The following is a 20,801-nucleotide window of genomic DNA, read 5'->3' as shown; positions in this document are numbered from 1 at the left end:
CCCGATGTCGAAGGCTCTGAAGTCCACGACTGCTGAACGGATTCGACTCGAAGCTTTGCTCGGCGACTCCTCGACGCCGATCCGATGGGTCTTCACCGGCGACAGCATCACTCAGGGATTGACGCACACCGACGGCCACCGAAGCTACGTCGAACACTGCGCCGAGCGCATCCGCGGTGAACTCTCCTTGTTCAACCACATCCTGGTCAACACCGGAGTCAGCGGCAACCGATCCTCCGATGTGCGTGCGGGTTTCGCGCACCGCATCGAGGTGTTCGAACCCTCGGTGGTGTTGATCATGCTCGGAACGAATGACGCCTTGGACGGCGAAGAAGGACTGGATCGGTTTCGAGACGATCTCTCGGACACGATCTTTCGGACGCGAGCGATCGGTGCGGTGCCGATTCTGCAGACGCCGCCACCGATCGACGTCGAGAACGCTCCCACCCGAGCGGGGTTGGTTCGGTACGTCGAGGTTGCGCGGCAAGTAGCAGTCTCGACGCGCGTGGTGTTCGTCGACCACTACGCACAGTGGTCGGCCCATTCTCCCGAGGGTCCACCACCGGCACTCCTGGCCGACGCGTTCCATCCGAACGAGCACGGGCACTACGTGCTTGCGGACGCAGTGCTTCGCGAGTTGTCGATCGCGGATACCGAGGTTCCCGTGGTACCTCAGGTGATGTCGTGATTCTTCGTGGACAGTTGGTGACCGGTGGTCGACTTCTTTCGGACGGAGTCGTCGAGATCTCCGGCGATCGTGTGGTGTGGGCCGGACCAGCTTCACAGCGAACCGACCCGATACCCGAGCGAGCAGCGCCCGGAACAACGATCATCCCGGGACTCGTGGACGTTCACTGCCACGGCGCCGGTGGTTTCGGTTTCCCCGAGGCAGACGAGGTCGGATCAACCGTGGCCGCCGATCATCATCGGGCGAACGGCACAACCTCGGTGATCGGCTCTCTCGTCTCCGCGCCGCCGCAGATCCTGCGCAGTCGCATCGAACTCCTGGCGACACTGGTGGACAAGGGCACGTTGGCCGGAATTCACCTGGAAGGTCCGTTCCTCTCGGTACTGCGCTGCGGCGCCCAGGATCCCGACAGCATCCTCGATGGCGACCCGGCTCTGCTGGAGTCGCTGCTCGAAGCCGGCCGCGGGCACATCCGCTCGATGACGATCGCTCCCGAGACAGCACACTTCGACGAACTTGCCTCGTTGCTGGAGCGTCACGGGGCCGTCGTGAGTATCGGACACACGGATGCGTCCAACCCGATCGCGACGCGTTCGATCGCACACTCGGCGCATGCACCGCTGAGTGCCACTCACCTGTTCAACGGAATGGCGCCGATGCATCATCGCGCTCCCGGCGCAGTGGCGGCATGTCTTGCCGCGGCCGCGAAAGGACAGATGGTGGTCGAGTTGATCGGGGACGGAGTACATCTCGCCGACGAGACGGTGGCGACGGTGTTCGATCTGGTCGGTCCGCATCAGATCGCGTTGGTCTCCGACGCGATGGCTGCCGCCGGTATGCCCGACGGCCGCTACCCACTCGGGCCTCTCGACGTCGACGTGGTCGGTGGTGTGGCGCGATTGGCCGGCCAGGGTGAGACTGCCATCGCAGGCGGGACGAATCGGTTGATGGACATAGTCCGCAGAGCCGTCAATCACGCAGGCGTCGATCTGCTTTCGGCCGTCACTGCTGCAACGGCAACACCTGCTTCGCTGGTGGGGCTGACCGGAGTCGTTGGCGATCTCGTGCCGGGTTGCCGCGCCGATCTGATCGTCACCGGTCCCGAACTTGAAACCCGCGCCGTCATGGCCGCTGGGACCTGGCTCATGAACTACACCGAAAGCTGAGGATTAACCGATGGAAATTGTCATTGTCGACAGTGCAGAGGCGGCCGGCACTGTTGTTGCCGACATCTTCGAGCACGCGGTGCATTCAGGCGCAAGGACTTTGGGCCTGGCGACAGGATCGTCACCGCTCTCGGTGTACCGCGAACTTGCGCGTCGACACCGCGACGACGGTTTGAGTTTCGCCGGCCTGCAGGCATTCCTCTTGGACGAGTACGTCGGCCTACCCGCAGACCACCCGGAGTCGTATGCCCAGGTGATCCGCACCGAGCTGGTGAATCACCTGGACCTGGACGCGGCAAGAGTATTCAGCCCAGACGGAACCGCACCGGATCCATTTGCCGCCGCGGCAGCTTACGACCGTGCGATTGCGTCGAATGGTCCGGTGGACGTTCAACTTCTCGGTATCGGCGGCAACGGTCACATCGGTTTCAACGAACCGACGTCCTCGCTGAATTCGAGGACCAGGGTCAAGACGCTGACCGAACAGACTCGAACCGACAACGCCCGATTCTTCGAGAGTCCGGGCGACGTACCACGGCACGTGATCACCCAGGGCCTCGGAACTATTTGCGAAGCAAATCATCTGGTGATGATCGCGACCGGCGAGCACAAGGCCGCTGCGATTGCCGCTGCCGTCGAGGGGCCTCTGGCCGCGGTGTGCCCGGCATCGGTCCTCCAACTGCATCCACACGCGACGGTGGTAATCGACGAGGCAGCGGCATCACAGCTTCGGCTCACCGAGTTCTACAAAACGGTGTCGGCGCACAAACCGCTTGCTCAGCACTACTGACCGATCGGGTTAGACCGACTCTCGCGTCTTCTCGAGGCCGAGTGCCATTTCGGGAGTGAGCAATTGGAAGTCGGCTTCACCGCGCCGGCGGATCCACACCGGATCGGAGGTGTTCCAGCGTTCGGCGCTCTGCGTTCGGGTGACCACCTTGAACGTTGCCGTTCGCGGGAACTCACTGCAGACGCGGATCAAGGTCGGCTTCTGCTTCGGCCCGAGTTCCGGCCGGGAATCGATGTATTCGGCCACCGCGACCGGGTCGAAATTGTCGACGTCGCCGACCGGAATCACCGACGCCATGACGCGGTCGCCGACGTCGCTGTCGGGGACCGCGTACACGGAAACCTGCGCGAAGCCCGGGTAACCGACCAGGGAGCGTTCGATGGGTGCGGCGCCGATGTTCTCGCCGTCCACTCGTAGCCAACCGGAACTGCGGCCGGCGAAGTAGACGTAGCCGTCGCCATCGGTGTACGCCAGATCGCCACTCCAGTACTGGCCGTTGCGCATTCGCTCGGCGTCGGCTTCCGGGTTCTTGTAGTACCCGGCGAACGTGCCTGGACCGGTGACATTGACCAGTTCACCGGTTGCCTCGTCGGCGTTGGTGATCCGGCCGTCGGCGTCGAAGACTGCAGGCGGGCAGGGTGCGCCGGTCTCGGGATCAAGAATCTTGACCCCGTCCGGGAGCAGTCCGAGGGCGCCGGTCCGCGGAACCGGTGCGGCGGAGATCGAAATGCCGCCCTCGGTGGAACCGAATCCGTCGATGACGCGGGCGTCGAAACGTCGGACGAAGGTGGCGACGGCGGGAGCCGAACCCTCGTTGCCGTACATGATCTTCAAGGTGTTGTCCCGCTCGTTCGGCACCTCGGGGGTGGACGCGATGAAGGACAACGGCTTTCCGACGTAGTTGGAGTACGTGATCCCGTACTTGTGGACGTCGGGCAGAAAACCTGAAGCGGAGAACTTGCGTCGCATGGCAATTCCCGCACGAGCGTGCAGCGCGACCGTCCACGCCGCCATCATGGCGTTGGAATGGAACATGGGCATCGCCATGTAGACGACGTCGTCGGCGCCGAGGCCGAAGCGATCGGCAAGCATGACCCCAGGCGAGGCCAACTTGTGGTGCGTGCAGCGAACCGCTTTGGGATCACCGCTGGTTCCGGAGGTGAAGATGAGCATCAACAGATCGTCGGGCTGCGCCGTCGACGCGTAGGCCGGCGTATCGGCGAAGGGTGCCAACAACTCCGTCCAGGCCGGAGAATCCACGTTGATCACCCGGACGCCACCGAGATCGACGTCGTCGAGAAGGTGTGCCTGGTTGTTCTCGGTGAAGATCACCTGGCAGTCGGAGAGCGCAATGTCCCGCGCCAGTGCCGGTCCGCGCCTGGTCGTGTTCAGTCCGGCTGCAACCGAACCCGAGAACGATGCCGCGCCGAGCAGTAGTGAGAACTCCGGGACGTTCTCCATCAGAAGACCGAAGTGCCTGGGTCGCGTTCGATCGAGCAGCGTGTCCAGCAGCGCTGCTCGATCGAACGAGCGTTGAACGTGCTCGCGCCAGGAGATGACCTGGTCCTCGAAACGGATGCCGCGGTCGTCGATCTCGCTGACTCCGAGGAGTAGATCGGAAACAGTGGGGCTCTGACTCATAGCTGCATCATCATCGATTCGTCTCGGACCGGGTCATGGATTTCCACTCGGTGGGACTCGTTCAGGCAGGGACTGCGGCGAGTTCCCTGCCCAGTGCCCGTAGCTGATCGGTGGCGCTGCCGAGCAGGAACTCGTGATGCTTGGCAGCGAGGAAGTAGCGGTGAACCGGGTGGTCCTCGTCCAGACCCACACCGCCGTGAACGTGAACCGCAGTGTGCCCGACGCGGTGTCCCGCATCCGCGGCCCAGAACTTGGCCGTCTGTACAGCGCCGTCGGACGAAAGTCCTTCGCTCAGTCGCCACGCGGCAGCCCACAGCGTCAGACGAACGCCCTTGACGTCGATGTACCCGTCGGCGAGGCGCTGGGCGACAGCCTGGAAACTACCGATCGGACGACCGAACTGCACACGCTCGGTGGCGTATTCGGCGGTCAGCTTCAGCGCTTGATCGAGCACCCCGTACTGGTAGGCGCTCGAACCGAGCTGGATTCGTTCGACGATCCATGCTGCGATGTCGGATCCCTGGGCAACCGAGCCGAGAACACGATCGGCCGGGATCTGCACCGAATCGAATTCGACGAGACCCGCACTCGAGAAATCGGTGGTCGACTGCCTGGTGACGCTCACGCCTGCATCCGACGGTTCGACGAGGAAGACCGCGACACCGTCCTCGGTGATCGCGGGGACCAGGAAAAGATCTGCGAGCGGGGCACTGTCGACGGTGATCTTGGCACCGTCGATCCGCCAACCGTCAGCCGTCTTCTCCGCGCGCGTGATCGGGTGGGCCGGGTCGTCGTTGTATTCCTCGGCGAGGGCCGCGGTGAGTATCTTCTCGCCGGCGGCGGCAGCGCTCGCCCATTCGTCTCGCTGCTTGTCCGAGCCGAATTCCGCTATCGCTGCGGCGGACCCGACGATGGACGTCAGGAACGGAACGGCTGCGACGCCGCGTCCGAGTTCGGCGAGGATGCTGCACTGCTCGAGGACACCGAATCCGTCTCCGCCGACCGACTCCGGCAACGCCGCGCCGAGAACGCCGGCCGAGGCCAGAGCGTTCCACAAGATGGCGTCGAAACGGTCTTCGGCGGCGTCGAGTTCACGAAGGCGGTCGTTGGTCACCAGTTCGGTGACGACGGATCGTGTCAGTCCGGACAGGTCCTGCTGGGCCTCGGTAAGGGTGAATTCCATGATCGTGGGTCCTTATCGCTTCGATGCGGGAAGCCGCAGAGCTGTCATTCCGATGATGTCGCGTTGCACTTCGTTGGTACCGCCGCCGAACGTCAGGATCAGCGAAGAACGATGCATACGTTCGATGCGGCCACGCAGAAGAGCGCCGGGGGAGTTCTGCCTGATCGTGGCGGAGGATCCGAGGATCTCCATCAGCAAGCGGTAAGCCTCGGTGGCGAATTCGGTACCGAACACCTTGTTGGCCGACGCCGCCTCCGGACCGGGAGCGTGGTCGGTTGCGGAGGCAATTTCCCAGTTCATCAGCTTCAGGTACTCGGCTTTGGCGTGTACACGCGCCAGATTGATTTGCACCCATTCCTGGTCGATCATGCGTCGGCCGTCGGGCAGTTTGGTGTTCTGTGCCCACTCGCGGACCTCACGCTGCGCGGTGAGAATCGGTCCGGCCGAGGTGAGGGCAACGCGCTCGTGGTTGAGCTGATTGGTGATCAGTGCCCAGCCGCCGTGTTCCTGGCCGACTATCGACGACGCCGGGACCCGCACGTCCTGGTAGTAGGTAGCACTGGTGTCGGGGCCGGCCATGGTATGCACCGGGGTGTAGGAGAAGCCTTCTGCCGTGGTGGGGACGATCAGCATGCTGATTCCCTTGTGCTTCTTGGCTTCCGGATCGGTGCGGCACGCCAACCACACGTAGTCGGCGTACTGGATCAGACTGGTCCACATCTTCTGCCCGTTGATGACGTAGTCGTCACCGTCGCGGACCGCCGACGTGCGCAGCGACGCCAGGTCGGTACCGGCCTCGGGCTCGGAGTACCCGATCGCGAAGTGCAGCTCACCGCGGGAGATCTTGGGCAGGAAAAACGCCTTCTGCTCGTCCGTGCCGAAATGCATGATTGTGGGTGCTACGGAGTTGATCGTCAGGAACGGCACGGGCGCACCGGCGATGGCAGCTTCGTCGGTGAAGATCAGCTGGTCCATCGCGGAGCGTTCCTGTCCGCCGTACTCTTTCGGCCAACCCAGGGTGAGCCAGCCGTCCTGGCCCATCTGCGCGACGACTTCGCGGTACACATTGCCTTCGCCGTACTCACCCGTCGTGGCGGCGAGTGCTTCACGCCGTTCGGGAGTCATCAGTTGTGCGAAGTAGGCACGCAACTCCTCCTGGAGCTGTTGCTGCTCAGGGGTGTAGGTGATGTGCATGGTTACCTCTCCATAGAGATACGAATCAAAGCGCCAACCATTCGATTGACACAGGTTCTATCGATGCGTACATCGGCGACAAGGGGCGCCTTCGCTGTGTCCAGCGGATCGTTCGACGTCCGTTCTCGGTACTTTTTCGAATCATTGCACACGACTGAAACAGGTTCTAGTGTTATCGCCAGGAACGGTGTGCGGCACAGCCCTGCGGCACTCGTTTCGTATCCGTGTTCGTGCCAGTAGTTGTGAATAGAGAAGAGGAATCGCCATGGAGGTCAGGGTTGATCTGGACCGTTGCGAGGCAAACGGTGTGTGCGTCGGGATCGCACCCGATATTTTCGACCTCGACGACAACGAGGAGCTCGTGATCAGTTCTGTGCGCCCGCCGGAGGATCGCTGGGAGGATGTCCGTTCCGCGATCGCTCAATGCCCGCGCGCGGCGCTGACCGAACATCCGTGACGATGGTTGCCCAAAACAAGAACACGTTCTAAAGTTGCGAACTCGTGGGTCACGGCAATCGAGCCGGGTAACTCGACACACGACCGCAGAGAACCGGGAGAGCGCTTCGATGAATGCTGTGAACAGCCCAGAAACCAGTCTCGAAGGCAAGGTCGCCATCGTGACCGGTGCCGGATCGGGGCTCGGAAAGTTCGAGGCCATCGGTCTGGCGAAGGCCGGTGCGTCGTTGGTCGTCAACGACCTGGCACCGAACGAGGCCGTCGAAGCAACGCTCGAGGAGATCCGCGGCCTCGGCGCCAAGGTTGAATTCGTGGCAGGCAACGTCGGTGAGCGTTCCACTGCGGATGCACTGATGGAAGCAGCGCAGGGGCAGTTCGGCAGCGTCGACATCGTCGTCAACAATGCCGGCGTCGTGCGTGACCGGATGCTGTTCAACATGTCCGACGAAGACTGGGATCTGGTACTCGAGGTTCACCTTCGAGGCCATTTCCTCTTGTGCCGCAACGCCGCTGCCTATTGGCGGGCGAAATCCAAGGAAGCCGGTGCGCCGGTGTACGGGCGCATCGTCAACACCTCTTCGGAGGCGGGCCTCCTCGGACCGGAAGGGCAGCCCAACTACGGCGCTGCAAAAGCCGGAATCACGGCGCTGACGTTGTCGGCCGCACGTGGGCTCTCGCGCTACGGCGTTCGCGCCAACGCGATCTGCCCGCGGGCGAGGACGTCGATGACCGAAGGCGTGTTCGGTGACGCACCGACCGACGGTATCGATCCGCTCTCACCCGAGCACGTGGCGTCGCTCGTTTCGTACCTGGCGTCACCGGCGGCCGACGCCGTCAACGGCCAGGTATTCGTGGTGTACGGCCCGATGGTTGCACTGATGGCGGCGCCCGTCGTCGAGCAGAGGTTCGACGCAGACGGAGATTCCTGGTCTCCGGAAGCCCTGTCCGCGGTGATGGGTGACTACTTCGCAGACCGTGACCCGGCAAAGATGTTCTCGGCGTCAGCGGCCCTGCGGGCGCTGGGCTGATCGGCGCGCAGGGCGCTGGGCTGATCAGCGTCCGCGACACGTAGAGCCGTTGTTCGCACATAAACGGCTCTACGTGTCCAGTTCTTGGTAGAAATAGCGTGTTCACGAGTCGGTGGGCGCGGCGCTCTGCCTGCGTTCTGCAATGAGACCAGCGGTCTCGAAAAAACTGGACTGTGTTCCAATTTTGCATTCCCGTGAGCGGTGCGATATCGCATCGACCCGGCGGCCGGAGCAAGTATCGAAAGCCGAATTTCGGTCCAGGGGCCGAGAAGTGCGGATCAGTCAAAAGTATTAATTTCCAGGATATTTCGGCGACAATCCCACCAAAAAGGGATGCTTTCCTCGTTCTGAATCTTCGGGTTTCGGTTCGGCGCCGCGAGGCTACTTCTTAGAGTTGGACACTTGTTTTTGACAGGTGAACACGTTCTAGTTAATATGACCTGAGTCACAAGCTGTCGGGGGCTGGACTATGAGAACAGACAGTACTGCGGCAACCAAGGACGAGGAGGGCGAATGGTAGACCTCGTCGAGGTGCCATTACGAGCGGTCGGTGGCTTTTTTCAGATGTCCGCCCAAACCTTGCGGGCAGTCTTCTCCCGCCCCTTCCAGCGTCAAGAGTTCATCGATCAGGCCTGGTTCGTGGCCCGAGTCTCGATGGTGCCGACGGTGCTGGTCGCAATCCCGTTCACGGTGCTGGTCAGCTTCACCATCAACATTCTCTTGCGCGAGATCGGTGCAGCCGACCTCAGTGGCGCCGGAGCCGCCCTCGGTACCGTCACGCAGGTCGGCCCCATCGTCACCGTGCTGATCGTCGCCGGCGCTGGAGCGACCGCCATCTGCGCGGACCTCTCGGCCCGAACCATTCGCGAAGAAATCGACGCCATGAAGGTGCTCGGTATCAATCCGATCCACCGGTTGGTCGTTCCCCGGGTGCTCGCGTCGACAGGAGTGGCACTTCTCCTCAACGGACTTGTCTGCACCATCGGCATCCTCGGCGGTTTCGTCTTCTCCGTGTTCATCCAGGACGTTAACCCCGGCGCCTTCGTCAACGGCATCACGCTGCTCACCGGATTCGGTGAGCTCATGCTCTCCATGGTCAAAGCCGGACTGTTCGGCATGATCGCCGGCCTGGTTGCGGCCTACCTCGGACTCAACGTCAAGGGTGGCGCCAAGAGCGTCGGGGACGCGGTCAACCAGACCGTCGTGTTCGCATTCATGGCGCTCTTCGTCGTCAACGTGCTCATCACGACCATCGGTATCAAGTTGACGGCCGGATGAGGCACACGGCAGTCGGAGAGACCGAAGTGGACAGAACGACAAACGACGGACGGGAGGAGATCTGATGGCGTTGGCCGCAGCGGGACGCTTCCCGCGCACACGTCGACAGATCGGATCGATCTCTCGCGGTATCGACAGCATCGGTGATCAAGCGCTGTTCTTCGCGAAGGCTCTCGGTCACGCTCCCAAAGCGCTGATGCGCTATCCGCGTGAAACTCTGCGACTTATCGCCGAGATCAGCATGGGTACAGGCGCCCTCGCCGTCATCGGTGGCACAGTCGTGATCGTCGGCTTCCTGACACTGTTCACCGGTGGAACCATCGCCGTTCAGGGCTACAGCTCGCTCGGCAACATCGGTGTGGAAGCACTGACGGGCTTCTTCGCCGCCTTCATCAACGTTCGCATCGCGGCGCCGGTCATCGCCGGAATCGGCCTCGCCGCGACCATCGGCGCCGGTTCCACCGCGCAGCTCGGTGCAATGCGCGTATCGGAAGAGATCGACGCCCTGGAGACGATGGCGATCCCGTCGATTCCGTATCTGGTCAGCACCCGCGTCATGGCCGGCATGATCGCCATCATCCCGCTGTACTCACTGGCGGTGATCGCGTCGTTCGTCGCCAGCCGCTTTGCGACGGTGTTCCTCTACAACCAGTCCGGCGGTGTGTACGACCACTACTTCACGACCTTCCTGATACCCACGGACATACTGTGGTCGTTCGCTCAGGCGATAGTCATGGCGCTGGCCGTCATGCTCATCCACACCTACTACGGCTTCAACGCAACCGGTGGCCCGGTGGGCGTCGGCGTCGCGGTGGGTAACGCAGTGCGCGCCTCGTTGATCGCGGTCGTCACGGTCACCCTGCTCATCTCACTCGCCATCTACGGCGGGTCCGGCAACTTCAACCTGTCGGGATAGGCGGGCAAGCGATGACCGTACCCAGATGGCACAAGAAGTTGGCCGCAGCCGGCCTGGTCCTCGGACTCGTGGCGATCGTTGCCGTTGCCCTGACCATGTTCTCGGGTGGGTTCACCAAGAGCACGCCCATCACCGTGACGTCCTCGCGCGCCGGCCTGGTCATGGAACCGAATGCCAAGGTGAAGCTGCGCGGAGTGCAGGTCGGCCGCGTCGAATCGATCTCACTCGTCGGCGACCAGGCAAACCTGAAGTTGGCGATGGATCCGGGACAGATGTCGAAGATTCCGTCGAATGCCCGGGTGGAAATCAAGACCACCACGGTGTTCGGTGCGAAGTACGTCAACATCGTGATTCCCGACGATCCCTCGACCCAGCCGATCCAGGAGGGTGCCGTCATCGCTTCGGACAGCGTCACCGTCGAGTTCAACAGTGTCTTCGAACATCTTTCGGACGTACTCGCGAAGATCGAACCGGAGAAGCTCAACGCCACGCTCGGCGCGATCTCCACTGCGCTCAACGGGCGCGGCGAGTCGCTGGGCGAGGTTCTCGAGCTCGGTGACACCTACCTGAAGAAGATGAATCCGGTTCTGCCGCAGCTACAGGAAGACTTGGTCGGAGCCGCCGATGTCACCAACCTGTACGCCGATGTGGCACCGGATCTGATGCGCATCCTCGACAACGCCACCGCGACAAGCGGATCGATCGTGGCGGAACAGGCGAACCTCGACCTGCTGCTGCTCAACGTCACCGGCCTCGCGAACACCGGCAACGCCTTGTTGACCGACAACGAGCAGAACCTGACCACCGCCCTCGACACTCTGACCGCGACGACGACCCTCCTCGACAAGTACTCGTCGGGCCTGACGTGCTTCATCGTCGGCTTGAACGACGGCCGGATCAAGTTCGAGCCACTGGCCGGCACCGGCGACAAAGCGGCGCTCATGCTCAGCGCGAGCTTCATGTACGGCGCCGAGGCGTACCAGAACCCGCAATCTCTCCCCAAGGTCGCGGCCTCCGGCGGACCCAACTGTTACGGTCTGCCCGAATTCGATCCGAAGGTCGACGGGCATGCCCCGTTCGCAGTCACCAACACCGGCAACGTGCCCTTCGTTCCCAACACCGAACTGCGCGTCACCGTGCCGACCATTTTCCAGTACCTCTTCGGTGACTCCTACGAGCAGGAAGACGGGAAGTGATGAGACCGACCACGGTCAAGCTGCTGATTTTCACCGTCGTCATGGCGGTCATCTTCGCCGGACTGGCGATCGTTTTCAGTCAGGTGCGCTTCAGCAGCAGCAACGGATTTCACGCCACCTTCTCGGATGTATCGGGACTCAAGTCCGGCGACAAGGTACGTATCGCCGGTGTTCCGGTCGGGTCGGTGACCGGAGTGTCCATCGGTGACTCCAACCAGGCCGAGGTCGAGTTCGACGTCGACACCCAGTACTCGCTGATGAAGAGCACCAAAGCGACTGTGCGCTACGAGAACCTGGTGGGCGATCGCTACATGGAACTGCTCGAGGGCGCCGGTTCCACCGAGACGCTGCCGTCGGGTGGATCCATTCCGGTCGACCAGACCTCACCCGCTCTCGATCTGGACCTGCTGCTCGGGGGGTTCAAGCCCCTGCTGCGCTCACTCGATCCCCGGCAGGTCAACGACCTCTCCGGAGCCTTGCTCCAGGTACTCCAGGGCCAGGGCGGGACGTTGGTTTCGCTTCTGGGAAACACCAGTTCGTTCACCAATACGCTGGCGGACCGCGATCAGCTGATCGGGGACGTCATCACCAACCTCAACGACGTACTCGGCACGATCAACGACAAGGGTGATCAGTTCTCCACCACGATCGATCAGCTCCAGCAGTTGGTCAGCGGATTGGCGAAGGACAGTGGCCCGATCGGTAACTCGATCACCGAGATCGCCGGTGCTACCGGAGATCTCGCGTCGTTGCTGCAGGCGACACGTCCGGACATCCAGACCCTGATCGGAGAGACAAACCGCACGATGACGCAGCTGGACCTCGGCAAGGACGACATCAACACCGCTCTCGGTCGTCTGCCGTCCGACTACCGGAAGCTGATCCGAGTGGGCACGTACGGAGCGTTCTTCCAGTTCTATCTGTGCGCCAACACTTTCAAGTTCTCCGGACCTGACGGAACGACGATCATCTTGCCCACGGCAGTCCAGGACACGGGAAGGTGTGCAAAAGTCTCATGACCCCTACCCGTGAACGTAATCCTGTACAGATCGGTGTCATCGGCCTCGTCCTGGCGGTGGCAACCGTCGGTGCCGCACTTCAATACGATCAACTCCAGTTCATCAACGGCGGCATTCGCTACTCGGCGTACTTCCAAGATGCCGGCGGCCTGGTCGCCGGCGACAACGTGACCATGGCCGGCGTGAACGTCGGCAAGGTCAGCGACGTCGAACTCGACGACCAGAAGGTACTGGTCACCTTCACCGTTCAGGACGGTGTCGCCCTGGGCGAGCAGACGGCTGCCGACATCAAGACCAACACGGTGCTCGGCCGAAAGTCCTTGGCGGTACGGCCGGAAGGATCCGGACTGTTGCGTACGGATACGCCGATTCCGATCGAACGCACCAACTCCCCGTACTCGCTCAACGACGCGCTCGGCGACCTCGGGACCACGGTGTCCGAACTCGACACGGAACAGATCAACGATTCGCTCAACGCGATCTCGGACACACTGGCCGATACTCCGCCCGAACTGCGCACCGCATTGGACGGAATGACGAGGCTCTCGCAGAGCATCAACTCGCGCGACGAAAGCCTGCTCCAATTGCTATCGCGGGCCGAAGATGTCACCAAGATCCTCTCCGACAGAAGCGGTCAGATCGATTCGTTGCTGGTCGACGGCAACAAGCTGTTTGCCGAACTGAGCCTGCGGCGTGACGCGATCAGCGAACTGATCGTCAATACCGGCGCAGTCTCACGTCAACTCTCAGCGCTGGTGCAGGAGAACGAAGCCCAGATGGGGCCGACTCTCGAGAAACTGAATTCCGTCGCCGAGGTTCTTCAACAGAACAAGGACAACATCGCCGGGGCGCTCGACGGCCTCGGACCGTACATCACCGCGCTCGGTGAGACCGTGGCCAGCGGCCCGTTCTTCGACGCCTTCATCATCAACATTCTGCCGAGTAACTGGTGGAAGACCCTGGTGGACACCAGCGTCGCGCCCGAGCAGGTCCCGGGCGACCTGGAAGACTTCTTCCCCGGTCTTCCACCGACGATCAGGGGGCCGGGAGAATGACCGAGACATTGGATTCACGGGACTCGCAAGGCTCCACCAACTCACGCAAGAAGTGGGTGCTGATCGGCGCGGGTGTGCTGGTCGCTCTGCTCGTGGCCGGAGCGGCATACCTCTTCATCCCAGGCCTGGGCAAGACCAAGATCTCCGCGCACTTCGTCTCGACCACCGGTCTCTACGAGGGTGACGTCGTGCGAGTGCTCGGTGTCAACGTCGGCAAGGTGACCAAGATCGAACCGCGTGATCGGGACACCTACGTCGAGATGAAGATCGACTCGGGCGTGGACGTTCCGGCAGATGCCAAGGCGCTCATCGTTGCTCAAAGCCTGGTGTCCGCACGTTTCGTGCAATTGACCCCGGTGTATTCCGGCGGGGAGCAGATGCCCAACGGCGGCGAGATCCCGATCGAGCGCACCGCCGTACCGGTGGAGTGGGACGAGATCAAGACCGAGCTCACCAAACTGTCGGACGCACTCGGACCGGAAGGGCTGGACGATCAGGGCTCCCTCGGACGATTCATCGACACCGTCGGAACGAATCTCGACGGCAACGGCGAGTCCATTCGGTCGACGCTGCGCGAACTCTCGGCCACGATGCACACGCTGTCCGAAGGCCGGACCGATCTGTTCTCCACCATTCGGAACCTGCAGGCGTTCGTCACTGCATTGTCCTCGAGCAACGAGCAGATCGTGCAGTTCAGTGGTCATCTCGCTTCGGTGACAAGCGTTCTCGCGAGCAGCTCCGACGAGTTGGGCACCGCACTCAGTGATCTCGACTTGGCGGTGGGCGACGTTCAGCGGTTCGTCAAGGACAACAGCGAGGGCCTGAGCGAATCGGTCGCGCGTCTGGCCGATGCCACCCAGGTACTGACGGACAAGCGCCCCGAGATCGAGCAGGTTCTGCACTCCGGACCGACCTCGCTGGCCAATTTCTACCAGATCTACAAGCCGGCGCAGGGCAGCATGACCGGCGCAATTGCACTGAGTAACTTCAAGAATCCGATCCAGTGGATCTGTGGTTCCATCGAAGGCATCGACAGTGGTAACTCCCAGAACAGTGCCGATCTGTGCAAGCAGTACCTCGGACCGGTCCTCAGCACGATGATCGGCAACTACCCCGGATTCCTGTTCAACCCGGTCGCGGGCGTGCAGGCTTTCCCGGACCAGATCGTCTACACCGAACCGGGATTGCAAGCAGCAAGTCAGAATCAGCCGGAAACCGTCGCAGGACCGATGTCAGGTGCTCCCATGACGAGTGTTCCCAAGGATCTCGCCGAACTCTTCAACATGGGCGGAGGGAACTGATGCGGGTAGCTCGCAAGACCACGGTTGCCGTGTTGGCCACAGCAGTGGCTCTCGGCGCCAGCGGTTGTGAATGGAACGGCCTCAACTCGGTGCCGATGCCAGGCACTCAGGGCCGGGGCGAAGGAGCGTACGAGGTTCAGATCGAGATGCCGAACGTGACCACGCTGTCGCAGAATTCGCCCGTCCGGGTGGATGACGTCGCAGTGGGAAGCGTCTCGAACATCGAGGTTCAAGGCTGGCACGCTCTGGTGACGGTGTCGCTGAACCCCGAGGTTCAGTTGCCGGCCAATGCGACGGCAAAAATCGGTCAGACCAGCTTGCTCGGCTCTCAGCACATCGAGTTGGCGCCGCCGGTAGGGGAGGAGCCCGAGGGGCGACTCGAAGCCGGTGACCTGATTCCCATCGAGCGGGCAGGCGCTTACCCGACGACGGAACAGACGCTGTCGTCGCTGTCGGTGGTACTCAACGGCGGCGGTCTCGCTCAGGTGCAGGACATCACGAAGGAACTCAACGCCGCTCTCGGTGGGCGTGAAGATTCCGTTCGCGACCTCCTGCCTCAGCTCGATCAGCTGGTCGGCAGCCTGGACAAGCAACGAGGCGACATCGTTTCGGCGATGGAGGGACTCGATCGACTGTCCTCGACGGTCCAGGCCCAGCACGACACCCTGAACAAAGCGCTCGAAGGTATTCCGCCGGCACTCGAGGTTCTTGTCGCTCAGCGTCAGGACATCACCGACGCCTTGACCTCCCTCGGTGGTCTCAGCGAGGTGGCGAGCCGCGTCATCCAGGAGAGCGGTGACGATTTCGCGACCAACGTTCGCGCGCTGTCGCCGACTCTGAAAGCGTTGGCGGATTCGGGTAATGCCCTCACCCAGGTTCTCGGAGTCCTCCTGACGTTCCCGTTCCCACAGAACGGAATCGACAACGTCATTCGCGGTGACTACGCCAACCTGGCCATGACCATCGATATCTCGCTGCCCCGACTGGACGCGAACTTCCTCACCGGAACTCCGTTGGCCGGAACGCTCTCCGGACCGGAAGGCGTGTTGGGCAAGCAGGCTGGGCTGGCCGGACAGACAGGCAACCCGTTGAGCGATCCGCTCAAGCCTGCCGCACCGCCCGCACAGGCCCCTGCCGGACAGGCTCCCGCAGGACAGACTCCGGCAGCGGATCCGAATACCATTCAGATTCCGGGACTTCCGCCGATCAACATTCCAGGACTTCCTCAGGGGGCACCGGCACCATGATGCTCACAAAGTTCGTCCGCATCCAGCTCATCATCTTCGCCGTCTTGACGGTCGTCGGATTGATCGTGATGGCCACTCAGTACGTGCGTGTTCCCGCGATGGTCGGTATCGGCCGGTACGACGTCACCGTCGAATTGCCCGCCACCGGTGGACTGTACAAGAACTCGAACGTCACCTACCGCGGTCAGACCATCGGCGTCGTGAACGCGGTGGAGCTCTCGGAGACGGGAGTGAACGCGCGTCTGTCTCTCGAGAGTGGCGTCAAGGTGCCCTCGGACGTCGACGCAGCAGTCAAGAGTGTGTCGGCGATCGGCGAGCAGTTTGTCGATCTGATTCCGCACACCGACAGTTCCGGTGCGATCGTGGTGGACGGTCATCTCGAGAACGGATCGGTGATTCCCGAAGACCGAACCAGCATCCCGCAGGATGTCGGCGCGATGCTCGACCAGGCAGATGTGTTGCTGCAGAGCATTTCCGACACCAAACTCAAGACCGTCATCGACGAATCCTTCAAGGCGTTCAACGGTGCCGGCCCGGATCTGCAGAAGCTGATCGACTCGGCTCGGCTGTTCGTCGAGGAGGCGAACAACAACTCCGACGCGACCAAGACGTTGATCGAGCAAGCCGGTCCACTCCTGGACACTCAGGTGGTCAGCAGCGACGCCATCCGTTCCTGGACAAGCAATCTGGTGACGTTCACCGACCAGCTCCGAGCCAGCGACCCAGACCTGCGTGCCGTCATCCAGAAGGGCCCGGCAGCTGCCGCGGAGGCGAATACTCTTCTGCAAGACTTGCAGCCGACATTGCCGATCCTGCTGGCGAACCTGGTGTCCGTCGGACAGGTCGGGGTGATCTACAACAACGCGATCGAGCAGATTCTGGTCATCTACCCGCCGCTGGCCGCAGCGCTGGTCACGGTGGCCGGCTCCGGTCCGGCTGCGGACGGCGCGCTGGTGGACTTCCACATGGAGGTCAACGACCCGCCGCCGTGCACAACGGGATTCCTACCCGGAGACCAGTGGCGTAGTCCGAAGGACGAATCACCGATCGAGACGCCGTCGGATCTGTTCTGCCAGGTTGCCCAGGATTCGCCGATCGCGGTGCGCGGCGCGAGAAACCTTCCCTGCGAGGAGTATCCGGGACGTCGTGCGCCGACGGTCGAGCAGTGCCGTTCCGGCTACGTACCGATGGGCACCAACCCGCAATCCGGGCCGCCGGAACCGATAACCGCGACCCCGAGCTCGTACACGTCGACGCCTTCGGTCTCGGCGCGTCGGTACGATCCGATTACAGGCAAGTACATCGGGCCGGACGGAAGGACGTACTCGCAACCGAACCTCGGTGGCGGCGACGTCAGTCTCGAACAGTTCATGAAGGGTCAGCAGGGTTGATGACAGACGAAGATCCACAGGCCGGGCAGCGGGTGCGCCGTCGCGCGTCTCGCAGCGCCGGACCCACGGGTGCGGATGCAGACGCTGCCGCGGTAGTAGTGCCCACCGAAAAGAAACCAGCCGAACAGAAGCCGACCGAACAGAAGACAGCCGAACAGAAGCCGGCTGAACAGAAGCCGGCGGTCCCAGTTTCTCTGGGCAAGCCCGATACTCCACCTGAGAACGTCGTCAGCACTGGCGTCGTCAGCAGCGGCTCGGAAACCGCCACGGCCGGCGAAAGTTTCACCACTCCTGCTCGTTCCGAGCACAAGCCCAAGTCCAAGCCCAAGGCCGGGCTGGTAGTCGGGATCGCCGTAGCTTCGGTGATCGCCATTGCTCTTGCTGCCCTGACGGTGTTTCTCCTCGTCGATCGAAACAAGGCGTCCAATGCCGACGAGGACCGAGCGCGCTACGTGGCCGGAGCCCGGACCACCGCACTGAATCTGACGACGCTGCATGCGGATACAGCGGCCGCCGACCTCGACAAGTTCCTCGCCGGCACCACCGACGAGTTCAAGTCGCAGTTCGACGGTCGTAAGGATTCGTTTGTCAACGTCCTCGGGCAGGCTGGAGTTCAGACCGACGGTGAGGTGCTCGAGGCCGGGTTCGAGAAGTCTGACGGCGATTGCGGGACTTCCCTTGTCGCGGTGCGAGCAATGCAGAAGAACGGTGACGAAGCGCCCGCCGAACGCAACTACCGACTCCGAATCACCATGTGCGACGTCGACGGGCAGTTGCTTGCCTCGAATGTGGAGTTTGTGCCATGACCCCAGAAGTAGTCCCAGAGAAGGCCAAGCGCGTCTCACTGCTCGCCATCGTTCTGTGTGTGATCAGTGCAGTGGCCATCGCGCTGGCGGCAGTGTCGGCGTATCTCTACTTCGGCCCGGACGGAACGCGTGACACCGCAGCGATCGACCAGACCAGAGACGAAGTGGCGCAGGCTTCTTCCGATCAAGCGGTAGCGATGTTCCAGTACGATTACAACAACGTCGACCAGCAGTTGCATGCGGCCACAGATGGTTTGACGGGTGATTTCCAGGGCACGTTCACCAATCTGATCGAATCGGTGATCATTCCGGGCGCCAAGGAAAAGTCACTGACCGTTCAGGTGGTCGTGCAGGGCGCCGCGGTTCTCGACGCCGAGGCCGACAGTGCGACGACGATGCTGTTCCTCAATCAGATCACCACGTCTTCGGAGTCGCCCGAAGCCGTCGCCAGTGGCAGTCGCGTCAAGATGAGTCTGGAGAAGCAGGACGGGCGTTGGCTCGTGAACAACGTCCAACCCTTCTGATCAGACACACGAAGGCTGGATCCGGACATGAAACAGGCTGGAGCCGAGGAGATTTGATCTCCTCGGCTCCAGCCTGTTTGCACTGGCCTAGTGCTCTCCGGATTCGGCCGGGGCGATCAGCGCCGGGCCTGCTGCGCCGCCGTGCGCGAGCGCATCGAGGAACGAACGTGCCCAGCGGTCGACGTCGTGCGTCAGGACCTGACGACGCAATGCTCGCATGTGGCGACGGCCGTCCTCTCGCGGTTGATTGAGGGCCTTCTCCATCGAATCCTTGACGTCGTCGAGGTCGTGGGGATTGCACAGGAATGCCTGGCGGAGTTCTGCTGCAGCACCGGTGAATTCGCTGAGCAGCAAAGCGCCACCCAGATCACTGCGGCAGGCGACGTATTCCTTCGCGACCAGGTTCATGCCGTCACGCAGCGGCGTGACGAGCATGAGATCGGCAGCGACGAAGAACGCGACCAGTTCGTCGCGTGGGATCGGCCGATGGATGTAATGGACGACGGGGCGGCCGACTTCGCTGAACTCGCCGTTGATTCGGGAGACCTTCTGCTCGATGTCTCCGCGCATCTGTACGTAGCTTTCGACGCGTTCGCGGCTCGGGGTCGCCAACTGCACCATGACGGTGTCGGCGGGATCGATGCGCTTCTCCATGAGAAGTTCGTGGAGTGCGGCGAGCCTGACGTCGATGCCCTTGGTGTAGTCGAGGCGGTCGACACCCAGCATGATGTGCTTGGGGTTTCCGAGTTCTTTGCGAATCTGCTTGGCGCGGTCCCGAATTGTCTTGGTGCGCGAGAGTTCGTCGAGCTTGCCGGAGTCGATGGAGATGGGGAAGGCGCCGACGCGGACGCTGCGGAAACCTACTTGCACCACACCGAGTTTGGAGCGCACGCCGACGGTTCCGCGTGAAGTCTGCTGCCCGGCAAGGCGTCTCGCCAGGTAAAGGAAGTTCTGTGCGCCGCCGGGAAGATGGAAGCCGATGAGGTCGGCGCCCAGGAGGCCTTCGACGATCTCGGTGCGCCAGGGCATCTGCATGAACAGCTCGACCGGGGGGAACGGAATGTGCAGGAAGAATCCGATGGTGAGGTCGGGACGAAGCATCCGCAGCATCTTCGGTACCAACTGCAGCTGGTAGTCCTGGATCCAGACGGTCGCGCCCTGTGCCGCTGCTTTGGAAGTGGCTTCGGCGAACCGCCGGTTCACCTCGACGTAGGCGTTCCACCATTCACGGTGATACTCGGGTTTGACGATGACGTCGTGATAGAGCGGCCAGAGGGTGGCGTTGGAGAATCCCTCGTAGTACTCGTTGATCTCCTCGGCGCTCAGCGGCACAGGGTAGAGCTCGAGTCCGTCTTCGACGATCGGGTCGAGGTCTGCGTCCGGGACGCCGGCCCAGCCCACCCAGGCGCCCTGATTGCTGCGCAGGATCGGCTCGAGGGCAGTGACCAATCCACCGGGGCTCCGCTTCCAGCGGGTGGTGCCGTCGGGAAGTCGTTCCAAGTCGACGGGCAGGCGGTTCGCTACGACGACGAACTCGGCCTGCCCGGACACGGTGTCACCGGTCGAAGAAGCAGGTGCGCTGTCAGAAAGGGTTGAACTGGTCGAATCCGGACTGACAGGCACGTGGTTCCTTCTCGGTCGGTGAGGGAAAGATTCAGTCGAGCTTGGCGGCGGGGGAGATACCGAGCATCGAGAGCAGCATCCTGCACTCGTCGGCATCTTCTGCGTAGGCAGCGACAACGCGCTGCGCCATGCGCGCTGTTTCCTCGGCGACGGTCTCGATTTCCTCGTCCGCGATCTCGGTTTCGACGGTCGTGTTCTCAGCCATCATGTTCCTCTCGTGCTTGCCTGCACGGCGCAAGCAATGATTCTTACTCGCGACTCTATGAGAACTGGGCGTGTCGACGCTAGTTGCTCATGTA

20 protein-coding genes are annotated in these 20,801 nt (G+C 62.4%); 15 read left to right on the top strand and 5 right to left on the bottom strand.

Features of this window, described 5'->3' with window-relative positions:
* Positions 1-4: 4 nt before the first annotated feature.
* The 3 genes from ACFWAD_RS22355 to nagB are packed head-to-tail and all read left to right on the top strand — an operon-like array spanning position 5 to position 2,644.
* The gene (locus ACFWAD_RS22355; RefSeq protein WP_378547784.1) at positions 5-688 is read left to right on the top strand and encodes an SGNH/GDSL hydrolase family protein; all 684 of its coding nucleotides are present in this window, start codon (positions 5-7) and stop codon (positions 686-688) included.
* Positions 685-1,854 carry an N-acetylglucosamine-6-phosphate deacetylase gene (locus tag ACFWAD_RS22350; RefSeq protein ID WP_378547781.1) on the top strand — a complete coding sequence of 390 codons (1,170 nt, stop codon included), beginning with the start codon at positions 685-687 and terminating at the stop codon, positions 1,852-1,854. The genes ACFWAD_RS22355 and ACFWAD_RS22350 overlap by 4 nt, the downstream gene beginning before the upstream one ends.
* A gap of 10 nt (positions 1,855-1,864) precedes the next feature.
* Positions 1,865-2,644, top strand: coding sequence for a glucosamine-6-phosphate deaminase (gene nagB, locus ACFWAD_RS22345; protein WP_378547778.1), 780 nt, complete (start codon positions 1,865-1,867; stop codon positions 2,642-2,644).
* 9 nt (positions 2,645-2,653) lie between these two features.
* On the opposite strand, the gene ACFWAD_RS22340 is transcribed toward nagB, so the two are convergent.
* From ACFWAD_RS22340 to ACFWAD_RS22330, 3 genes are all read right to left on the bottom strand, one after another.
* Positions 2,654-4,285: a long-chain-fatty-acid--CoA ligase gene (locus ACFWAD_RS22340; RefSeq protein WP_378547775.1), complete on the bottom strand. Its 1,632-nt coding sequence runs from the start codon at positions 4,283-4,285 to the stop codon at positions 2,654-2,656.
* 61 nt (positions 4,286-4,346) lie between these two features.
* The gene (locus tag ACFWAD_RS22335) at positions 4,347-5,468 is read right to left on the bottom strand and encodes an acyl-CoA dehydrogenase family protein (protein ID WP_378547772.1); all 1,122 of its coding nucleotides are present in this window, start codon (positions 5,466-5,468) and stop codon (positions 4,347-4,349) included.
* A 12-nt stretch (positions 5,469-5,480) separates the two neighbouring features.
* Complete coding sequence (locus tag ACFWAD_RS22330) at positions 5,481-6,662, bottom strand: acyl-CoA dehydrogenase family protein (protein ID WP_003945878.1); 1,182 nt, start codon at positions 6,660-6,662, stop codon at positions 5,481-5,483.
* Positions 6,663-6,927: 265 nt separating this feature from the next.
* On the opposite strand from ACFWAD_RS22330, the gene ACFWAD_RS22325 reads away from it, so the two are divergent.
* The 12 genes from ACFWAD_RS22325 to ACFWAD_RS22270 all read left to right on the top strand — a co-directional run bounded on the left by ACFWAD_RS22325 (position 6,928) and on the right by ACFWAD_RS22270 (position 18,879).
* Positions 6,928-7,119, top strand: coding sequence for a ferredoxin (locus ACFWAD_RS22325; protein ID WP_007734330.1), 192 nt, complete (start codon positions 6,928-6,930; stop codon positions 7,117-7,119).
* Between the two features lie 109 nt (positions 7,120-7,228).
* Positions 7,229-8,146, top strand: coding sequence for a 3-oxoacyl-ACP reductase (locus ACFWAD_RS22320; protein ID WP_317551499.1), 918 nt, complete (start codon positions 7,229-7,231; stop codon positions 8,144-8,146).
* 513 nt (positions 8,147-8,659) lie between these two features.
* Positions 8,660-9,424: an ABC transporter permease gene (locus tag ACFWAD_RS22315; RefSeq protein ID WP_003945687.1), complete on the top strand. Its 765-nt coding sequence runs from the start codon at positions 8,660-8,662 to the stop codon at positions 9,422-9,424.
* A 64-nt stretch (positions 9,425-9,488) separates the two neighbouring features.
* Positions 9,489-10,340, top strand: a complete 852-nt coding sequence (locus ACFWAD_RS22310; protein ID WP_283307006.1) for an ABC transporter permease — start codon at positions 9,489-9,491, stop codon at positions 10,338-10,340.
* Positions 10,341-10,351: 11 nt separating this feature from the next.
* Entirely contained in the window at positions 10,352-11,536 is a 1,185-nt protein-coding gene (locus tag ACFWAD_RS22305; RefSeq protein ID WP_378448970.1) for an MCE family protein, read from the top strand.
* Positions 11,536-12,555, top strand: coding sequence for an MCE family protein (locus tag ACFWAD_RS22300; RefSeq protein WP_378547769.1), 1,020 nt, complete (start codon positions 11,536-11,538; stop codon positions 12,553-12,555). The genes ACFWAD_RS22305 and ACFWAD_RS22300 overlap by 1 nt, the downstream gene beginning before the upstream one ends.
* A complete protein-coding gene (locus ACFWAD_RS22295; protein ID WP_378535244.1) occupies positions 12,552-13,610 on the top strand; it encodes an MCE family protein in 1,059 nt (352 codons plus the stop codon). Before ACFWAD_RS22300 ends, ACFWAD_RS22295 begins: the two co-directional genes overlap by 4 nt.
* Positions 13,607-14,911, top strand: a complete 1,305-nt coding sequence (locus ACFWAD_RS22290; protein ID WP_378448971.1) for an MCE family protein — start codon at positions 13,607-13,609, stop codon at positions 14,909-14,911. Before ACFWAD_RS22295 ends, ACFWAD_RS22290 begins: the two co-directional genes overlap by 4 nt.
* Positions 14,911-16,158, top strand: a complete 1,248-nt coding sequence (locus ACFWAD_RS22285; RefSeq protein ID WP_378547766.1) for an MCE family protein — start codon at positions 14,911-14,913, stop codon at positions 16,156-16,158. The genes ACFWAD_RS22290 and ACFWAD_RS22285 overlap by 1 nt, the downstream gene beginning before the upstream one ends.
* Entirely contained in the window at positions 16,155-17,549 is a 1,395-nt protein-coding gene (locus ACFWAD_RS22280) for an MCE family protein (protein WP_378547763.1), read from the top strand. The genes ACFWAD_RS22285 and ACFWAD_RS22280 overlap by 4 nt, the downstream gene beginning before the upstream one ends.
* Positions 17,549-18,355 carry a hypothetical protein gene (locus tag ACFWAD_RS22275; protein ID WP_378547760.1) on the top strand — a complete coding sequence of 269 codons (807 nt, stop codon included), beginning with the start codon at positions 17,549-17,551 and terminating at the stop codon, positions 18,353-18,355. The genes ACFWAD_RS22280 and ACFWAD_RS22275 overlap by 1 nt, the downstream gene beginning before the upstream one ends.
* Positions 18,352-18,879, top strand: coding sequence for a twin-arginine translocation pathway signal (locus ACFWAD_RS22270; RefSeq protein WP_378547757.1), 528 nt, complete (start codon positions 18,352-18,354; stop codon positions 18,877-18,879). The genes ACFWAD_RS22275 and ACFWAD_RS22270 overlap by 4 nt, the downstream gene beginning before the upstream one ends.
* A gap of 87 nt (positions 18,880-18,966) precedes the next feature.
* Here ACFWAD_RS22270 and ACFWAD_RS22265 read toward each other — a convergent pair whose 3' ends face one another.
* Positions 18,967-20,430: a trehalose-6-phosphate synthase gene (locus tag ACFWAD_RS22265; protein ID WP_378547841.1), complete on the bottom strand. Its 1,464-nt coding sequence runs from the start codon at positions 20,428-20,430 to the stop codon at positions 18,967-18,969.
* Between the two features lie 103 nt (positions 20,431-20,533).
* Positions 20,534-20,707: a hypothetical protein gene (locus ACFWAD_RS22260; RefSeq protein WP_214886961.1), complete on the bottom strand. Its 174-nt coding sequence runs from the start codon at positions 20,705-20,707 to the stop codon at positions 20,534-20,536.
* Positions 20,708-20,801: the final 94 nt, after the last annotated feature.

This window comes from Rhodococcus sp. NPDC059969, from assembly GCF_042738325.1.
Taxonomy (GTDB): Bacteria; Actinomycetota; Actinomycetes; order Mycobacteriales; family Mycobacteriaceae; genus Rhodococcus_F.
This window is presented reverse-complemented; position numbering and strand designations above follow the sequence as displayed.

What these genes read in the sequence shown, in the direction of transcription:
- ACFWAD_RS22285 (WP_378547766.1), top strand. Translation starts at nt 14,911, where the DNA reads ATGCGGGTAGCTCGCAAGACCACGGTTGCCGTGTTGGCCACAGCAGTG.
- ACFWAD_RS22355 (WP_378547784.1), top strand. Translation starts at nt 5, where the DNA reads ATGTCGAAGGCTCTGAAGTCCACGACTGCTGAACGGATTCGACTCGAA.
- ACFWAD_RS22300 (WP_378547769.1), top strand. Translation starts at nt 11,536, where the DNA reads ATGAGACCGACCACGGTCAAGCTGCTGATTTTCACCGTCGTCATGGCG.
- ACFWAD_RS22270 (WP_378547757.1), top strand. Translation starts at nt 18,352, where the DNA reads ATGACCCCAGAAGTAGTCCCAGAGAAGGCCAAGCGCGTCTCACTGCTC.
- ACFWAD_RS22280 (WP_378547763.1), top strand. Translation starts at nt 16,155, where the DNA reads ATGATGCTCACAAAGTTCGTCCGCATCCAGCTCATCATCTTCGCCGTC.
- ACFWAD_RS22295 (WP_378535244.1), top strand. Translation starts at nt 12,552, where the DNA reads ATGACCCCTACCCGTGAACGTAATCCTGTACAGATCGGTGTCATCGGC.
- ACFWAD_RS22325 (WP_007734330.1), top strand. Translation starts at nt 6,928, where the DNA reads ATGGAGGTCAGGGTTGATCTGGACCGTTGCGAGGCAAACGGTGTGTGC.
- ACFWAD_RS22310 (WP_283307006.1), top strand. Translation starts at nt 9,489, where the DNA reads ATGGCGTTGGCCGCAGCGGGACGCTTCCCGCGCACACGTCGACAGATC.
- ACFWAD_RS22335 (WP_378547772.1), bottom strand. Translation starts at nt 5,468, where the DNA reads ATGGAATTCACCCTTACCGAGGCCCAGCAGGACCTGTCCGGACTGACA.
- ACFWAD_RS22305 (WP_378448970.1), top strand. Translation starts at nt 10,352, where the DNA reads ATGACCGTACCCAGATGGCACAAGAAGTTGGCCGCAGCCGGCCTGGTC.
- ACFWAD_RS22315 (WP_003945687.1), top strand. Translation starts at nt 8,660, where the DNA reads ATGGTAGACCTCGTCGAGGTGCCATTACGAGCGGTCGGTGGCTTTTTT.
- ACFWAD_RS22340 (WP_378547775.1), bottom strand. Translation starts at nt 4,285, where the DNA reads ATGAGTCAGAGCCCCACTGTTTCCGATCTACTCCTCGGAGTCAGCGAG.
- ACFWAD_RS22260 (WP_214886961.1), bottom strand. Translation starts at nt 20,707, where the DNA reads ATGGCTGAGAACACGACCGTCGAAACCGAGATCGCGGACGAGGAAATC.
- ACFWAD_RS22320 (WP_317551499.1), top strand. Translation starts at nt 7,229, where the DNA reads ATGAATGCTGTGAACAGCCCAGAAACCAGTCTCGAAGGCAAGGTCGCC.
- ACFWAD_RS22275 (WP_378547760.1), top strand. Translation starts at nt 17,549, where the DNA reads ATGACAGACGAAGATCCACAGGCCGGGCAGCGGGTGCGCCGTCGCGCG.
- nagB (WP_378547778.1), top strand. Translation starts at nt 1,865, where the DNA reads ATGGAAATTGTCATTGTCGACAGTGCAGAGGCGGCCGGCACTGTTGTT.
- ACFWAD_RS22290 (WP_378448971.1), top strand. Translation starts at nt 13,607, where the DNA reads ATGACCGAGACATTGGATTCACGGGACTCGCAAGGCTCCACCAACTCA.
- ACFWAD_RS22330 (WP_003945878.1), bottom strand. Translation starts at nt 6,662, where the DNA reads ATGCACATCACCTACACCCCTGAGCAGCAACAGCTCCAGGAGGAGTTG.